At 50.0% G+C, this 17,665-nt stretch carries 17 protein-coding genes; all 17 read right to left on the bottom strand.

Going from position 1 to position 17,665, the window contains the following annotated elements:
• Positions 1–11: 11 nt before the first annotated feature.
• From CFB04_RS02250 to CFB04_RS02170, 17 genes are read right to left on the bottom strand one after another with little or no spacing between them, the layout of a single operon-like run.
• Positions 12–998 (bottom strand): SDR family oxidoreductase, encoded by a 987-nt coding sequence (locus CFB04_RS02250; protein WP_231934341.1) that lies wholly within the window; start codon positions 996–998, stop codon positions 12–14.
• The gene (locus CFB04_RS02245) at positions 967–2,205 is read right to left on the bottom strand and encodes a glycosyltransferase family 4 protein (protein WP_088533763.1); all 1,239 of its coding nucleotides are present in this window, start codon (positions 2,203–2,205) and stop codon (positions 967–969) included. Before CFB04_RS02245 ends, CFB04_RS02250 begins: the two co-directional genes overlap by 32 nt.
• Positions 2,206–3,333 (bottom strand): non-hydrolyzing UDP-N-acetylglucosamine 2-epimerase, encoded by a 1,128-nt coding sequence (wecB, locus tag CFB04_RS02240; protein ID WP_172825423.1) that lies wholly within the window; start codon positions 3,331–3,333, stop codon positions 2,206–2,208. It abuts the gene before it with no gap.
• Positions 3,330–4,175, bottom strand: coding sequence for an SDR family oxidoreductase (locus CFB04_RS02235; RefSeq protein ID WP_088533762.1), 846 nt, complete (start codon positions 4,173–4,175; stop codon positions 3,330–3,332). The genes wecB and CFB04_RS02235 overlap by 4 nt, the downstream gene beginning before the upstream one ends.
• A 30-nt stretch (positions 4,176–4,205) precedes the next feature.
• Positions 4,206–5,147 carry an SDR family oxidoreductase gene (locus tag CFB04_RS02230; RefSeq protein WP_088533761.1) on the bottom strand — a complete coding sequence of 314 codons (942 nt, stop codon included), beginning with the start codon at positions 5,145–5,147 and terminating at the stop codon, positions 4,206–4,208.
• Complete coding sequence (locus tag CFB04_RS02225; RefSeq protein WP_088533760.1) at positions 5,144–6,157, bottom strand: polysaccharide biosynthesis protein; 1,014 nt, start codon at positions 6,155–6,157, stop codon at positions 5,144–5,146. Before CFB04_RS02225 ends, CFB04_RS02230 begins: the two co-directional genes overlap by 4 nt.
• A 3-nt stretch (positions 6,158–6,160) precedes the next feature.
• Entirely contained in the window at positions 6,161–7,348 is a 1,188-nt protein-coding gene (locus tag CFB04_RS02220; protein WP_088533759.1) for a glycosyltransferase family 4 protein, read from the bottom strand.
• A gap of 28 nt (positions 7,349–7,376) precedes the next feature.
• Positions 7,377–8,351, bottom strand: a complete 975-nt coding sequence (locus tag CFB04_RS18180; RefSeq protein WP_157698691.1) for a hypothetical protein — start codon at positions 8,349–8,351, stop codon at positions 7,377–7,379.
• Positions 8,352–8,410: 59 nt separating this feature from the next.
• Entirely contained in the window at positions 8,411–9,604 is a 1,194-nt protein-coding gene (locus CFB04_RS02210; protein ID WP_088533757.1) for a hypothetical protein, read from the bottom strand.
• 47 nt (positions 9,605–9,651) lie between these two features.
• Positions 9,652–10,794, bottom strand: a complete 1,143-nt coding sequence (locus CFB04_RS02205; RefSeq protein ID WP_088533756.1) for an N-acetyl sugar amidotransferase — start codon at positions 10,792–10,794, stop codon at positions 9,652–9,654.
• Positions 10,791–11,549 carry an AglZ/HisF2 family acetamidino modification protein gene (locus CFB04_RS02200; RefSeq protein ID WP_088533755.1) on the bottom strand — a complete coding sequence of 253 codons (759 nt, stop codon included), beginning with the start codon at positions 11,547–11,549 and terminating at the stop codon, positions 10,791–10,793. Before CFB04_RS02200 ends, CFB04_RS02205 begins: the two co-directional genes overlap by 4 nt.
• Before the next feature lies 1 nt (position 11,550).
• Complete coding sequence (gene hisH, locus CFB04_RS02195; protein WP_088533754.1) at positions 11,551–12,165, bottom strand: imidazole glycerol phosphate synthase subunit HisH; 615 nt, start codon at positions 12,163–12,165, stop codon at positions 11,551–11,553.
• 1 nt (position 12,166) lies between these two features.
• Positions 12,167–13,270, bottom strand: coding sequence for a DegT/DnrJ/EryC1/StrS aminotransferase family protein (locus CFB04_RS02190; RefSeq protein WP_088533753.1), 1,104 nt, complete (start codon positions 13,268–13,270; stop codon positions 12,167–12,169).
• Positions 13,261–13,737, bottom strand: coding sequence for an acyltransferase (locus CFB04_RS02185; RefSeq protein WP_088533752.1), 477 nt, complete (start codon positions 13,735–13,737; stop codon positions 13,261–13,263). Before CFB04_RS02185 ends, CFB04_RS02190 begins: the two co-directional genes overlap by 10 nt.
• A gap of 9 nt (positions 13,738–13,746) precedes the next feature.
• Positions 13,747–14,763 (bottom strand): Gfo/Idh/MocA family protein, encoded by a 1,017-nt coding sequence (locus CFB04_RS02180; protein ID WP_088533751.1) that lies wholly within the window; start codon positions 14,761–14,763, stop codon positions 13,747–13,749.
• Positions 14,754–16,283, bottom strand: a complete 1,530-nt coding sequence (locus CFB04_RS02175; RefSeq protein ID WP_088533750.1) for a glycosyltransferase — start codon at positions 16,281–16,283, stop codon at positions 14,754–14,756. Before CFB04_RS02175 ends, CFB04_RS02180 begins: the two co-directional genes overlap by 10 nt.
• Positions 16,277–17,554 (bottom strand): lipopolysaccharide biosynthesis protein, encoded by a 1,278-nt coding sequence (locus tag CFB04_RS02170; protein WP_088533749.1) that lies wholly within the window; start codon positions 17,552–17,554, stop codon positions 16,277–16,279. The genes CFB04_RS02175 and CFB04_RS02170 overlap by 7 nt, the downstream gene beginning before the upstream one ends.
• Between the last annotated feature and the right edge of the window lie 111 nt (positions 17,555–17,665).

Here is a 17,665-nt window from a genome sequence, read left to right as displayed (position 1 = left end):
TGACACAATCATTATCTCCCCGTCAGGAACCACTGTCCGGTTTCCTGGAGGCCCTGCATCATTGTGTAGGGAGGGACCCAGTTCAGGTCTTTACGGATCTTTGAACTGTCAACCTGAAGGGAACCAGTCAGCCGCTGCACAACGGAACGCTTACCGACCATTCTGGCGGCCGCTAACAATAACACAGCTGGGAAAGGAAACAACCGTGCAGTTGTATTCATAGAATTTGCAATTCGGAGAATAAGTTCCGGTGTCGATACATCCTCTCCATCACTGACCAAATAAGTCTTTCCCGCTGCGCCAGGATGTACCGCACACACCGCAAGTGCATCCACCAAGTTACCGAGGTATACCAGGCTGCGCCTGTTGTTCACCGAAGCGAGAGGGAGTGGAACCCCTTTCGAAATTATCTTCAAGATATTCAGAAAATTTGCCTTTACGGCGGGACCGTACACGAGAGTCGGTCTGACAATTACGACCTCTATGCCCATTTCAGCTTCAATCCGGCGCAGCTCCTGTTCCGCCTCCCATTTGCTGATGCCGTAGGGGTCACAGGGCTCCGGTCTGGAGTCGGAGTTGTACGGAATGGCGGATTCCTCGCCATTTACTTTTACCGAGCTGATGAAAACGAATCTCCTGACACCTTGTGTAGCTGCGTCGCAGGCCAGCTTAAGTGTGCCTGCCACATTTGCCTTGCGAAACTCAACTAGGGGATCCGCGGCAGGATCATCCATCATGTGTACCCTGGCAGCCAGATGGACAACGGTATCTATCCCCACCAACGCCTGTTTCCATGAGGTTTCGGGTCCCAGCGGCTCGACAAGCACCGGCTCCACCCCGTCAACAAGTGACGTGGAAGCTTCATGACTGAGCATGGTGCCCCGAACACTGTAACTCTTCTGGATCAGCAATTGACAAAAAGCACGGCCGATGAACCCAGTGGCCCCGGTTACAAGCATTGATTGTTTATCGTTCATGGGTATGGCAGTTCTTGGCATCGGTTAATTCCTGCATCCATAAAACCAGCTTGTCAAGCAGGGCTTCGCTGTCGAAATTGAGTTGGTAGTACTTTCTGCCGCTGGCAGCCATCCTCTCTCGCTCAACCGAGGAGGTCCGGTACATCTTCAAAACGGCTTGGGCAAATAAGCCGGGATCCTCAGCCGGACAGGTAAAGCCGGCACCGGCCTCCTCGATTATCTTGGCGCCTTCGCCATCGATGGCCGCAATCACCGGTCTGCCGCAGGCAAGATAGGCTTGGATCTTAGTGGGGATGGTCATGGCGAAAATCTTTTCTTTTCTCAAGGTAACCAGCAGGGCATCGGCCTGCGCAAAAAAGGCCGGCATGGCTTCCAAGGGATAACGCCCCAGAAAGCTGAAAATCTCTCCCAGCCCCTGGCGCGCGATCTCGGTTTCCGCCCATTGCCGCATGCGGCCATCGCCGACAATGATCCAGCGGATGTCACGATACTCCTTAAGCAGCTTGGCGGTGGCAATGATGTTACCGAAATCCTGCGCGGCACCTATGTTGCCGGCGAACATGATCCTGAACCCCGTTGGCAGGGCCGGGATTTCCGCCTCGGAGGCCGATTGGCATGTAAACACCTTCTCGGCCGAGTTGGGGAAATACCGGATCCGTTCCGGGCTGCCCCCCTGCTGTATCACGGAGCCGGCAAACGACCTCGACTGGATCAGAATCCTGTCGCATCTGCGGTAAATGGCGCGCACCAGCTTTCCAACCCATCCCAGTACTACTTTCGAGCTTAGCGCGCCAGTGGCCGAGAGGCTTTCCGGCCAGAGATCCTGCACCCAGAACAGCACCGACGCCGACTTTAACGACTTCATTACGAGCGCAGGTATCCCCACCGTGATCGGGGACGGTTCGAAAACAAATATCTGGTCGAATTTCCCCCTGCACAAAAGCGGCCCGGCAATGCTTGCAGATGCTGCAAAGGATAGGTAATTCAAGGCAAGCTGTACCCCGGCCCCCCTTCCTCTCGGGATCAAGGGAACGCGGACCACATAGACCCCCTGATACTCCTCTGGTGCGTTAAAAAACCCGTAACCCTCGAAGAACCTCCCTTTCGGGTAGTTGGGGCTCCCCGTAAGTACGGTCACCTGATGACCGCGTTCAACCAGTCCGACGGCTACGTTGTTTATAAGAAAGCTTTCAGGCCAGAAATACTGGCTTACGACGAGAATCTTCATCTACAAGGATTTCTTCCATACGTTCCGGTTCACGTAGTCCGTGTAGCTGAGGATGATCCGCAGCACCTTATGGGAGACATTGCAGGTATCGTAGTCCGACACGATCCTGAAGCGCCCGCGTTCCTCGGCGAACTGGGACATGACCACCTCCACCGCCTCCTGCACTGTCTTCGATTCTAGTCCGCACATGATCAGGGTGCCTTCATCCATCCCTTCCGGTCGCTCATGCGCCTGGCGGATGGTGACCGCGGGGAAGCCGAGGATGGAGGATTCCTCGGTGATGGTGCCGCTATCCGAGATGACGCAGGCGGCGTTCATCTGCAGCTTGACGTAATCGGGGAAACCGAGCGGCCTCATAAACTGGATGCGCCGGTCTAAACCCTGGGTACCTATCGCTTCCAGTTTCTTTCTGGTCCGGGGATGGGTGGAGACAACCACGGGGCGGTCATACTTTTCGGCGATGGCTGAAAGCGACTGCAAAAGATTTCCAAAGTTGGTCTCGCTGTCCACGTTCTCCTCACGGTGTGCGCTCACCACGAAATACTCGCCGCTTCGCAGTTCCAGACGCTCCAGCACATCTGAGCCTTCGATCTGCTTCTGGTGGTGCTTGAGCACTTCCATCATGGGGGACCCGGTCTTAATGACCGTCTCCGGCCGCAGCCCTTCGGCAAGTAGGTAGCGCCGGGCATGCTCTGTGTAAGTCATGTTGATGTCACTGATGTGGTCAACGATCTTGCGGTTGATCTCCTCCGGCACCCTGAGGTCGAAGCACCGGTTCCCTGCCTCCATGTGGAAGATCGGTATCTTCCGCCGCTTCGCGGAAATCGCGGCGAGGCAGCTATTCGTATCGCCGAGCAGAAGAAGGGCATCCGGCTTCTCCTGTTCAATCACATCATCAGCCTTGGCAATGACGTTGCCGATGGTGTGGGCTAAGCTCTCTCCCACGGCGTTCAGGAAGTGGTCGGGCTTGCGGATTTGCATCTCGGAGAAAAAGATCCCGTTCAGCTCGTAGTCGTAGTTCTGGCCCGAATGCACCAGGACATGGTTCACGCGCCGGTCAAGTTCGGCAATTACTCGACTCAGCTTGATGATCTCGGGACGGGTCCCGACAATGGTCATGACTTTCATACAGCTAGCTCCTCGATCATCTCCGGCCATGAGGGGGGGGCATAGTTGAAGTCGTTACGGAAGCGTGCCGAGTCAAGGCTTCGGTCGCAACAGAAGACTTCCTCCGGGACAATCTCGATCTTGTGTCCGAGCTTCTCGCGAAAAAGAAGCAGGAGCTCGTACTTGTTGATCGGCTCACTGGAGACCTGGTACACCCCGCTGGCGTGCGGGAATTCCAGTAGCATCTTCTCGATGATCCTCCCCATCTCGATGGTAGTGAAGCCGGTGTAAATGGCCTTGGTGAAACCCTTCACAGTGCCCTTTTGGGCCAGGAACCATTCGAAAAGGGAGGTGCGGCGCGATAGCTCACGGCCGATGATTGAGGTGCGCAGCGTCAGCGCGTTGCTGTCGTGGACCTCACCCAAGTATTTGGTCTTTCCGTAGAGGTCCTCGGCATCTGAGGGGTCGGTCTCCAGGTAGTTCCCTTTCCTTCCGGAAAAGACGCAGTCGGTGGAGAGGTGCACCAGTCTTGCCCCGACCCCCTTACAGAGCAACATCAGGCGGTGCGGCAAGAGGGAGTTTATCTCCAGACTGGGTATTATCTCCTTAGCATCCGGGCGTTGCTTCACGATCCCAACCGCGTTGACAACTGCATCAGGTTGGAAGTCAGCCATAACCTCGACCAGCCTCTCCAGTGACCGGACGTCAACACCAGCATAAGAGTTGTCCGGAGTAAATAACCTGCTTTGCGTGTAGGCCCCAAGGTCCTGGCGAAGGGTCACCTTCACCTCGTGGCGAGGAGTATACTGCTCTAGAAGTTGGTGCCCCAACATCCCATCCCCACCCAATATCAAAATACGCATCTTATCCCTCTCGCTCCATAATGTTGAACGCTACACGTCGACTGTCCTGACCGCCTCCTCCTTGGCCCAGGCCATGTACTCAGCCATCCCTTGTTCCAGGGAGATAGTGGGTTGAAAGCCGAAAGCGTCGCGTGCCGCTGAAATGTCGGCAAGGCTGTGGCGGACGTCGCCGGCGCGCGGCGGACCGTATTCCACCAGTGGCTCCAGTCTGGAGACGTCCCGGATCAGGTCCACCAGCTTATTGATCGTAATCCTGCCTCCGCTGCCGGCATTGAATGCGCCGGAGACGCCACGGCTCATGGCGGCTTTGACATTTGCCTGGACCACGTCCCTGACATTGATGAAATCGCGCGTCTGCTCACCATCACCGAAGATGGTCAACGGCTCGCCACGCAACATCTTGAAAACAAAAATTGGAATGACATTTCCATAAGCATCGAAGCGCTGATTGGGACCGTACACATTGAAATACCTCAGGCAAACCGCTTCGATGTCATACAGTTTAGCGTACGCGAGACACTCTTTTTCCATGCATAGCTTGCTGCTGCCATAAGGGGTATCAGGTTCCACCGGATGGTCTTCCCTGATAGGCAATGTCTTCAATTCCCCGAAAATACCTGCTGACGAAGAAGCGACTATCTTCCGGACACCTGCCTTGCGGGCAGCTTCGAGAACTTTAATCGTCCCCATGACGTTGATGTCGGCATCCAGCAGCGCATTATCTATGGAGCGCTTGTTACCCACGGAAGCAGCCAAATGAAAAACTACCTCACACCCCTCTATCGCCCTGGCTACAGCAGCCTCGTCGCGGATGTCTCCTTCGATGAAGCAGGCATCGGAAAGGGAATCCAGGTTGCTGCGATATCCCGACATGAGGTTATCGAGAACCGTGACGCGGTGGCGGTCTTCCAGCAACTGCCTGACAAGGTTCGAACCGATAAAACCCGCTCCACCAGTTACCAAGGCCTTCATTTTTTCTCCAGTTCGTTCTTGATGAAAGGAAGTTTCAACAACAGTTCCTTTATCCCATTGATATCCAATCTCTGTGTATTGTGGGAATTGTAATCCTCGACCTGTGAAACCTTTTCTTCCCCTTCGGTGAAGTACTTACCATAGTTCAAATCACGATCGTCGGGAACGATCCTGAAGTACCCCCCCAGATCTTCGGCTTTTACACGTTCTTCCCGTGTAAGAAGCGTTTCGTAGAGCTTCTCTCCATGGCGAGTACCTATAATCTTGATGGCGTTGTCTGCATCAAATAAATCCTTCAACGCCAGGGCGAGATCGTGAATGGTGGAGGCGGGAGCTTTCTGTACGAAAATGTCGCCTTGCCGGGCATTTTGGAAGGCAAAGATCACCAGATCCACCGCATCTTCAAGTGACATGAGGTAGCGTGTCATATTGGGATCGGTAACAGTAAGAGGCTTTCCTTCCTTAATCTGCTTCACGAACAGGGGGATCACCGAACCTCGGGAAGCCATGACATTTCCATATCGGGTACCACACAGAACTGTTTTGGTAATGTCAGTCGTCCTCGACTTGGCAGTCATCACCTTTTCCATCATGGCTTTGGAGATTCCCATAGCATTGATCGGATACACAGCCTTATCGGTGCTTAAACATATTACCTTTTTCAAACTATTTGCCAGTGCAGCGTTAAGAACATTTTCGGTACCGAGAACGTTAGTTCTGACTGCTTCCATCGGATAAAATTCACAAGAAGGAACCTGTTTGAGTGCAGCGGCATGGAAAACATAATCTGCACCCTGCATTGCCGACGACACGCTGTCGTAGTTGCGTACGTCACCTATGTAGAATTTGACCTTTGAGGAATTCAACTCGATCCTCATGTCCTCCTGTTTCTTTTCGTCTCGGCTGAATACCCGGATCTCCTTGATGTCGGTGTGAAGAAAGCGCTTCAGTACGGCGTTACCGAATGATCCAGTCCCGCCAGTAATAACTAGAACATTACCAGTGAACACTTTTCAGTCTCCTATAATCAGATGTGCAACGTGCTGAACAGAATGATTCGCCCGCAGATACCTGTTTCCATTATTGCCCATGATCTTCAGCTTCTCTCCGGAGGTGGCCATCTCGAGTATTGCGGCTTTCATGGACGCAATGTCGCCGGCAGGGCACGCCTTCCCAATATTGTTCTTTTCAACGAAATCACCGAAATCACTGGCAGCTTCAACGGAGGCCAGAATCGGTAGCCCACAGGCCATATAATCAAGACTCTTGGAAGGAAACGTTGGTACACTGACATTGCTTACTGTTGCCACGACACCGATATGCGACATTCCCAAAATGCCGAAGTAGGCTTCCCGCGAAAGCTGCCCTGCGTACCTAATGGCGGCAGGATACCTCTCCTGCAACTCGAGGACCCTGCTCGACAGAAACCCGGCTCCGCAAATGACAAGCGAGATATCAGGATCTTCCCTATGGGCCATTATCACGGCTTCGCAAAGCTCGATCACACCTCGTCCCTCAACAAGCTGACCACCGAAAACCAGTACGACTTTTCGAGAGGCCGGGGCAAACCTCGGGTTCGGTCGACTGGAGGGATCATCACCGAAAAAGGAGGTCCAGATAGGTATGATGCTGCGCTGCTGTTTCTGAACGGCTCCGAAGTAGCGGTTAAAGAACTCCAAATTCTTGTCGCTCATGCACCCGACCCGTGAAAAGAGACCGACCAGCTTGTTCTCAACGAATTTCAGAATGGGGAGAGAGAAAGTTGGTGCTTTACCACTGATTTCCTGATTGTGAACGGGGAAAAAATCCCAATAGATCAAGCATGAATCATGGGAAATCGATCGAGCAAGAGGCAGGATGGCGTAGAGGGCCGTGCACGGAGAAAATCCTATCATCAAGTCATAGCGCTCTCTGCTTAGGCAACGCTTCAATAGAAATGGCAATGCCTTGAATGACGACAAGGCCCACCGTATCGCAACAGACAGCATACCCAATTCGGCATGAATGGCTTGAAAGATGTTGACCTCAAGGTTGTCATTTTGCTGATGCCTATCCGAAAGCTGAATGGAAGATCTTGTCCACTCGACATTTAGAACTGTAACCTGGTGCCCCAACCGTGTGAATTCATCGGTTAATTCACTTACCAGCCATGGAGACCCGTCAGGATGACAAAATTTAGTTGTTAGAATAAGTATTTTCATGACAATGATTCCGAATCTATCGCCATATTCATGCCTTTATCAATTCATCGATGGCCATAAAACGGGCTGCAGAGTTGTTTTCCTCGAAATAGTCGTCTATTGCAGAGTTGATCTCAGGGGAATACGTTCTGACAAACGAGACCACATCTTCAATATTACCTTTGTACTCAATAAAGAAAGGTTTGTCTAATAACCTACAGCCACTGTGTACCAAGGGAATTCCGTATGAAAGTAACCGGGGTGCTTTATTAGGAAATTCCACAAATTGTGAGTTTTTAAATCCCGGGTCCAATAACTCGACACCGAACAAAACATCCTTTAGATCGAGGTCCTCAAGCTTTGCAGGCGGGTGGTAAGAAATGCATTCATGCTTGGCGACAAGGTCTTGAACGAGGACCGACACTGCGTCGTCAACAGGACCTACCAGGAGAATCCGCAAACCCAAGGATTTGGCCTCTATCTGAGTTGCGATCCGGTCGAACTCGGCCAGATTGACAGCCACCGAAATGTATCCCCAGTAAAGTAGGGTTTTTTTGTGGGCTTCGCGTTCCATTCGCTTTTGGTCGGACCATGGATAAAAAAGCAACTGTCTCTCACAAGGGTATTTTTTCATCAGACCTATGGAAACATACAGAGCGGCGTAAGACGACGACGTCATCCTAGACAGCAAAAACTTGAGCCACAAGGAAGTCACTCTGGGTGCCATCGATGCGAAATCATCGTTGACGACAGAAATGATTTTGACCCTAGGGGACATAGGGAAAATGGTCAACTCTGGTAAGAAATTAATGACTACATCATCACTGCGCACACACCTTTTGAAATAAAGAAACAGCCGAAATGCATTCCAGATGGAAACAAACGGGACAGAAGCGAATTCTTCAAAAAACCTGAAGTACCTGAGAGTGATATTCGTATCGATGGAGTATGGTCCGGAAGAGGCAGAACCCTTGTCCGGAGAATGGTATTCCACATCATAGGCAGTGCTTATAAGAACGGACATCTGCTGCCTTATTCTGTGCGGCTCGAACCAGCTCGATCTGGAGAATACATGAACCTTCATCAGACACTGTCCAATTTCCGGGGATTTATCGAATAGAAAGCAAGAACCAAAGAAGCAACAACGCTGAATCTGAAATCTATGAAACCAGTATTGGCGCTGAATCCCAGAAAAACAGGAATAAGAGGAGTGTAGTAAACGAGCGGGATCCCCTGCCTTATTCTGAATACCAGAAGCATGAATGCAACGTATGCCCATAGGCCATAGTTATAAAAAAAATGCAGATGTCCGACATGCGGCCTTATCAAATCCGTTCCTATGATAACGGTCCCGCCGGTACCAACAACCAGCCTCGTGATCGCATCATAGCCGAGCATCTGCTCGAATTTAACCAGTCGTGTCGACGCGGTATTGCCGCTTAGCCTTTCAAGTGCAACTTTGCCAATATCAGTACTCTGTACATATGTCAATACTGATAGAAGAGTCACAACGAATAAAAGAATCGAGACTACTATCAACGCTTTTTTCCAAATATCATGAGTACCTTTTATGTAAAAGTACGCGACAAAAGGTATCACTGCAAAAAAAGATAAAAAACCGGTGCTACTCATCGTTGTCAGCAAAATAAAGAGGCAGGCGACAGTAAGCAAAAACAACTTGAGGAGGGAACTGGTTTCATAAAGCACCAGAATGGCGTAAAGCGCAACCACCATGACGGCACAATTATTAGGATCACTAAACATGCCGGTGTACCGTACGAGAGACGAGAAATCCCCTACGTCAAGCGGCGAACTGCTGAGCGTCCAGAATGTCCTGACAGAAAAGTAACGTTTGTAATCAATAACGAAACAAACAGACAACCCGAGCAATAACAGGAAATAGATCAGTACGAAGCGGTATACCTTTTTCGGGCCGAATCTTGGTAACAGTGCTTTGAAAAGAACGAAATAGGCGAAGAAGAGGACTATGAGCCCTAAAAAAATAATGTTTTGCGTCCAAACATTCAGATCTACCTCGCCATCAAAAAAAGTCTCAGGGAAAAAAAGAAATGAGTAGACAAGACTCAGAAGCGAAAGGATCAGAAAAACCATCATAAGAACTTTGTCATAGGTATTCCTACGGACATGGAGTACCGCCCAAATTGTAACAGGTAGCATTGATATTGTTAACGGCAGAGGCCTTAAAAAAGGTAAGAACAAAATGTCAATAAGAGCAAGCTTACATATTGCATTGCTGCTGTTAAATTTAATTACCATATTCAACCGATCCCGACCATCTTTGACGTAAGCGAGGGCTTAAACGCCTACCGCCGCCTTACACTGCATTTAAGATTCTTTATCGAATCTACTATTCTATGGTAACTTTCCCAGTCATTCGGATAATCCATGTGAGACTTTGGTGACTGCTGCATGATGTCGTCGAATTCCTCTTCGGAGAAACCAAGTTTCTTAACTACGTATTCCTTGTCTTTTCTCAGTTCATCCTGCGGGTAAATTTCCCTCTCCAGTTCAACCACGGCCTCTTCACGGGTCAGCTGCCCCGAACAGATCAAATTGGACAGATGGGCCCTGCGCTTATCGATGCCGAATTTTGTCGGCAGAACATAAGCCTGATAGAACTTGGTGAATACCGACTCGTAGTGCTTTCCACCGTAGTACTTCCATTCAAGTTCCTTCTCAAGCGTCTCCATTGCTTTCTTCTTGTCATATTCCAGAAAGTTGAGGATGTAAACAGGCTCTATTATTTTCATTACTTGCAAAAAAAGCCTTTTCCATGGCCCCATTGTGGGGAAGCTCTTTATTTTCAACGTGCCAAATTCTTTCTGAATGGCCTTGATATTTTTCAGATCGAACTTCCAGTAGTTCCAATCCTTTCCCATTATCGATTCGGTGACTATGTTGTGGCCTTCAAGCGAATACTTGATTTTATGCTGCCGAGCAAGCTTATATAGTGAAGTGAATATCGCATTGTCGGTCAGAAGTTCTATGTCGACTACTGATGCCTTGAAAAAAGAACGTTGCAGATCTTTGAATTCTTCCCAATCGATGACATAGGTGAAAAGGTCGAAGCCGAGCTTCTTGACGATGTTCTCGATGTTCTTTACCGAGATTTCGGAGTTCCATCCGTTGTCGAAGTGTACCGCTAGGGGACGTAATCCAAAGTTTTTAGCCTGCAGAGCAAGGTATGAGCTGTCGATCCCCCCGCTCAGGCCAATAATGCAGTCGTATTCCTGTTTCTCTCCGTCCCTCTTGATCTTCTCGATGATCTGTAGCAGTTTTTCCTGAGCGATCTCGGGAGGAAGAAGAACCCTCTTCGAGATAATCTCATAATTGTGGCAATGGTTGCAGACACCGTTTTCGTCAAACAAAATCCCGCGGTCGGAGGTGTCCATTACGCATCTGCTGCAAATTCTGTATTCCCTGGTCAATTGATTCCTCGCGTTCATTGAAGGTACCGCTCGAGTTCCTTGCGTTCGGGGTAGCTGATCAGTACCGCACGGTGCTTCCCTTGGAAGACGAACATGCTTCCGGCGGCAAGGGCCGATGCACCCCGCGCAGCAGCTTCGGCAAGGTGTGCGACGTTTCCGGCACCTCCGCAGGCAATGACGGGAACACCTACGGCCCCGGCAACCCTGCAGACGAGCTGCAGATCATAGCCTGCCATCATCCCGTCCCGATCAACTGAATTCAAAATCAGCTCTCCGGCGCCGCGCTGCTCCATTTCAAGGGCATACTGAACCGGATCCTGTTTCGTGTTCCTCGATCCAGACAGGGTATGCACCTCGTATTTCCCGAAGAAATTCTTCTTCACGTCGATGGATACGACAATGCTCTGACTGCCGAAGGTGTCTGAGGCAGCCCTGACAAGATCGGGGCTGTCGTGGGCCGAGGTATTAATGATCACCTTTTCGACCCCCAGGGAAAAGATCGTCTTTATCTGCTCGAGCGACCTGATGCCGCCGCCGTAACCGAGGGGCATGAAACATTCGCTGGCCACTTCTTCGATGATCTTGAAGTTGGGTTCGCGCTCCTCCACCGAAGCTGCAATGTCGAGCAGCACGAGTTCGTCCACCTCTTTTTCGTTGAAGATCTTTATGGCATTGATCGGATCGCCAACATACTTTGGATCCTTGAATTTCTGGGTTTTCACTAGCCCCTGCCCCTTCAGGAGGAGGCACGGTATGACGCGGGTGCGAAGCATGTTAGAAGACCTCCACGAAGTTGCGCAGGAAACGCATGCCGAACTTGTGACTCTTCTCGGGATGGAATTGAACACCGGCTACGTTGCCGCAGCAGAATCCCGCATCGAATTCTTGTCCATGTTCCGCCGTGAGGAGAACATCCTCACGGTTCAGGCATCGCACGTAGTAGGAGTGAACGAAATAGAAACGCTCTTCCGGCTCCGCACCGCTGAAAAGCGGCGATTCCTTCGCCGCAGTCACGGTATTCCAACCCATGTGAGGAACTTTCAGCGTAGAGCCTGCAGGAGGACTGAATCGGACGGTCTCGGCATCGACCCAGCCCAGCCCCGGCAGAGTCCCCTCTTCGCTTTTCCTGGTCATGAGCTGCATACCGAGACAAATTCCCAGTACCGGAACCTTCCTCTCGGTGACCCGCTCGCTGAGCACTTGCATCAGCCCGGAATTGGAGAGGTTTCTGATCCCCGCGTCGAAGGATCCGACGCCTGGGAGGATCAGCTTGTCCGATTCCGCAACGACGGATGGGTCTCCGGATATTCGCGACTCGGCACCTATCTTCTTGAGCATGTTCCGTATGGAACCGAGGTTCCCCATGCCGTAATCGATGATAGTGATCATGTCAGCGCCCGAAGAATTCTCTCACCGCGGACGAAACTTCATCGACGTGCTCCCGCGACATGTGCTCCCCGATCGGCAGGCTGAGCAGTGTAGAGTCGGCTGTGTTACAGAATGCCGACATGTCCGGCGCCCCCAGATAAGCATACGCCCTCAGTTTGGCGAGAGCTATCGGATAATGAATGCCGGTCTCGATCCCCTTTCCCGCCAGGAAGGTTTTTAACGCATCCCTCCGCTGGCTTCGAACAACGAAAAGATGATAAACCTGCCGCGCCCAATCATTTCGCACCGGCAGAGTGAGCCCATCGAGGTCTGCGAGCTCACGAAGGTAAACATCAGCGACTTCTATCCTGTGCCGTGTCCATGCGTCGAGGCTGGAAAGCTTGACGTTGAGAATTGCCGCCTGGAGACCGTCCAGGCGAGAATTCCGCCCCTCGAACTCGTGGTCGTATTTTGCAAGGCGACCGTGATTCGCAATCATTCGCGCACGTCGGGCGAGTTCCTCGTCCTGTGTAGTGACAGCTCCGCCGTCGCCGTAGGCACCGAGGTTTTTCCCCGGGTAAAAGCTGAAGGCGGCGATGTGGCCGATCCCACCGATCCTGCGGCCGCAGTACTCGGCGCCATGGGCCTGAGCGCAGTCCTCGATCAGAACGAGGTTCCGGTCGGAGCAGAACTCCGTGAGCGGTCCCATGTCGCACGGGTGCCCGTAGAGGTGGACGGCGATAATGGCTGCGGTCCTCGCAGTCACCTTCTGGAGCACCGTATTTGCCGTCAGTGTGTAGCACCCGGGATCGACATCGGCGAATACCACTCTGTGGCCTGCCCTGGTCACGGCCTCTGCCGTAGCGATGAAACTGTTTCCGGGCACGATGATCTCGGAGCCTGGAGGAAGGCTGCAGGCTTCGATAGCGATTTCGAGGGCGTCGGTCCCGTTCCCCACCCCGATGCAATGGTTCACATGGTGGTACTCTGCAAAACGCTCCTCGAACGCAGCAACATGTTTCCCACCTATGAACGAAGACTCGCGTATCACCGACTCGATTGCTGCATCGATGTCGGGCTTGATTGTATGGTACTGGGATTGTAGATCGAGGAATTTTACCGGCATCGTTCACAGCCCCCAATTTTCCGGGCCGGGTTCCCCGCGTATATACCCGGCTCGGCAATATCCTTCGTGACAACCGCACCTGCGCCGATCACGACATTGTCGCAGATCTTCACCGGCAGGATGGTCGCATTAGTCCCTATCGATACGTTGTTCCCTATCGAAGTGGATCTCCATAATTCTTTCCGCCCTCTGGCCGGGCCGCCGCCAGCAAAGGTATCGTTGATGAACATGGCACCATGGGAGATGAAACAGTCGTCTCCGATCGTCACCAACTCGCATATGAAAGCATGCGACTGAATCTTGCAGCGATGTCCTATGCGAACCCCTTTTTGGATCTCTACAAAAGGACCGACAAATGAATTGTCACCGATGCTGCATTCATACATGTTGACAGGGATTACGACTACTACATTTTCACCGAATTCTACATCCCTGATTGCTGATTCCTTTATGATCGGCTCGTGCATCGTATCTCCTCACACCATCCGTGCATGTTTATAAATCATCTCGATGGCCCTTATGGACATGATTCCCTCATCGCCTTCAACTACGTGATGTCGCTCATTCAAGAGCTTTGAGACGACATTGGCAACTACCTTGTCATGATTCGAACTGGTTCCCTGGTATTTTCCATAGGCGTTCGGCTTATCTACAAAGATGATGTCATCCTGCAGCGGCATGGCCTTGACATCCCAATATTCGATCTTGTTAAGATACGGCCCTCCGATCTTGATGGTGCCATTCTCTGCAATAATGGTAATGCTTCCTTCGTAGTTTTTGTTGTAGACGCACGTAGTCCAGGTGAGGCTCCCCATGACCCCGGAATCGAAAGTCAGCAGAGCGTTACCGCAATCCTCAATTTCGATGGAGTGGTTCCGGGTGGCGATCTCAGCCTGAACCGCGACCACATCACCAAACCACCAGTTAAGGAGATCGATGAAGTGACTCGCCTGAGTATAGAGAGCACCCCCTTCCAGTGTCTTGCTCCCCCTCCAGTTGGATTCGGCATAGTAGCCGTCATGCCTGTTCCACAAAACATCACATTGAGCCATAAAAACTCTTCCGAGTTTACCACTATCAATGGCCTGTTTTGTTAAGGCAATAGGCACATTAAAACGGTTTTGTTTTACTACCATCAAATGAACAGAGTTCTCTTCGGCGGCTTTAATCATAGCCATGGAATCTGCTACCGTTAAAGCCATTGGTTTTTCAACAAGAATATGCTTGCCAGCATTTGCTGCTTTGATAGCCATTTCAGCATGCAGACCATGAGGGGTACATATATTGACTACCGTAGCATCTGTCGATGCCAGCATCTCATCGTAATCAGTGTAGCATGTTATATCATTGCCATACTTCTCGGAAAGCAGACGAGCTTTCTCTGAGACTGTATCGCAGAACGTAACTATACTGCCTCTGGCTTCAGCATCGATGACAGCAGCATGGCGTGAACCTATCGCGCCACAACCTACAATTGCGAATTTTACTGACATTTCATTACCTTCCGTTTGTTTTTAGCGACTTCCACCATGTATTCCATGGCAGGTGATTCATTTATATCATCGACCACCGGACGTTTGGGATAACGCTGTATTTGCCGGGCAATAGCCTCATAAATGACATCTTTCTTTAAAGCCAAAACAGCCCACCCAGAAGCTATCTGATCCGGAAAAAACTCTGCGCCATACTCACTTGTAATTATGGAAGGAACGCCGAAGCTTTCCGCTTCTATCACAGTTGAGGAACTATGGGTAACATGGAGGTCTGCATGGCGTAGCAAAGCATAAAGAGGCAAATCGGTAGCCTCATCAATATTAATGTTTGTGTTTCCACAAGTGTCAAACATTTCTTTGACAACACTTCTTTTTTCGAGCATACACGGGTGAAGCCGTATCCACCAGAAATATGAAGAGTCAGAGCCAGCTACTGTATCCAGTATTGGCTGAAGTGTTTCTTTATCATCAACACCAAATTGCAGAGAGATAATTACTCTCTTTTGTTGCCAGCCCATTTTGCTGGAATTAGTGATAATTTTGTCGTATTTGGTTGTCAACTCACTGGCGTTTCGTTTCCACAAATTCAGCCACGGGTTCCCACCCACTATCGGGTGATGATAGCTATCAGCGGCATGGCTCCATTGCCTGATAGCGGAAGCTTCTGATTCGCTCCAGCACCAGAACAAAGAAGGAAGCATTTCATACCCATCCTGTGGCACCTTGTTCCATCGCCCGTAAGCCACATGCAAAGGTCCTTGCAATCCATGCTGGAGGTCAAAACATGGAATGTCGTTTTTTCTGCACGCCAGACAAAAAGCCAAGCCCTCAATGTTGTAATAGCAAACAATACCAGCTATTTGTGGCCTGACATTGTCCAGAATCTTGTCATAATAGATAACATATTGATTGAGACACGATATCAATCGAGTTAGCTCATCAAGGTTCGGAACAGAAATGCCCACATCTGCATCATTTACAAAATTGATGAACTCTTGAAATTCCGGCAAATCACAACGTAATGCTGGCTTGAGTTTAGAATGCAGAACTCCTTGTATCTTAGCAAGGCTAAGGCCCGGCTGAATAAATTTGGAAGATGTATTTCTCGGAACAAGATAACGGCTTGAAGGAGTAATCAACAAGGAAGAGAGTTCCTTGTCGCTTAAGGCGCTTATCAAAGGATCGCAAAATTTCTCATACCAATATCCATCCACACTAGCAAATGATATCCCGTCACTTAAAAACAATACATCTGATTCCTTGAGAGCAGCGCATTTTTTCTCGTCTTTGTAGTTCGCATAAGCAAATTTGAAAATATCGGTGACAATGTTATTGACAGCCGCAACATATTTATTGCGTCTAGGTCGTGTAGTGACTTTTACATGGTGATGAGCAAAAAGTGAAAAATAAAGGTGGATACGAATTAGAGGCCAGACTTTCAAGCCATCGACCTCCCAGCGGTCTACGGGAAAAACTCCTTCTACCTCGTTTATGAAATCCATTATTTTTGATGTCAGCATGCTGCTCTCTTGAACAGATTCCAAGGCATGGGATACACTTTAGCGCTTAATATCCAGGTAAGGACAAAAGAAATAGAAAAAGTTAGCGCTGAAGCTTGAGCAGCACCGACTGGACCATTTAATTTGATAAACAGGTAGTTGAAACCGATGTTCAGCATGGCGGAAATAAAAGTGACCCATGCCAGAATACCTGTTTTACCTGCGAAAAAGATGTAGTTGGTTACCATGTAATACATCGCGCTGAAGGAAAAACCCAGACAAATCCAAAAAATATATGCCTGTGCACCAATAAAATCTTTACCGACGTAAAAGGAAAGAAAAAACGGCACAACAGTAGAAAGAAGAATTGCCGCAAAAAATACAAAAACGAAATAGGCGTACGTCATCCTCACAATGCGCCTTTTTCCTTCATCATTGATTTCGGGCAACTGGCGATACAACCAAGGCGCATAAGCCTGATTAAAAGAGGAAGCACCCAGGTCAATAATGCTACCAAACTGGTACGCGACGGAATAGATTCCCGCTGTTGCTATGCCCGCCATGTTGGTCAAAAAAATCCTATCAGTTTGCATTATGAGCAGAACACCGAGTGCATGAGGTATAAGAGGTACGCCGAAAGCTAAGGCATGCCTGATAGCTCCTCTGTCGAAATCGTACTTTAGCCAACCATTTTTTCGCAGGAGAACAAGTGCAATAGCCGCAAAAAAGACGAGCGTTACTATCTGCCCCTCAAGCCGCCCCTGCCACCCCCTGCCCATTACTACAACAAAAAAGACACTGAGACCGACATTTACAAGCACTTGCAGATTCTGAAATGCTCCAAACCGTGCCGGTTTGTTCTCAACCTGCCATATCGTTAGAGCTATAAGCGAAATAAATTGTGCAAAGGCAACAAGAACTACCGCCCATAGCCACTCAGTGGGAAAAGACGAGAGTTTGGCGATTGGTTCTGAAAAAAGCCACATCACACCTGAAACAAGAACCGTACTCGCCAGCAGTACAAAAACACAGTTGCCGATATATTTCGGGAGATTCAATTCAGTATTGTCGAAATATTTGACGCTCACGGCTCCATGAAGGCTTAACCCCACAAAAGGACTTACTATGCCGACCAGAATTCCGAACATGGCAACGATGCCATAGTCGGTTGGTGTCAAGTACCTCGTCAGCACGGGCATAATCAAAAACGGTATAGCGGCATTAATGATTCGAGATAATGTATAGATGCTGGCAGATTTGCACAGCTCAGAGGAAAGGACGGATTTGATCATGCTGGGTAATAATCCTCTCCATGACAGGCTGCTTAAGCATTTTATTACTCCTGAAACCAACTGGAACAGTCAGGCTGCATATGCAGTACAGGGATGATCGACTATTCCGTA

Origin of the sequence: Geobacter sp. DSM 9736 (genome assembly GCF_900187405.1) — a bacterium.
Lineage (GTDB): Bacteria > Desulfobacterota > Desulfuromonadia > Geobacterales > Geobacteraceae > DSM-9736.
This window is presented reverse-complemented; position numbering and strand designations above follow the sequence as displayed.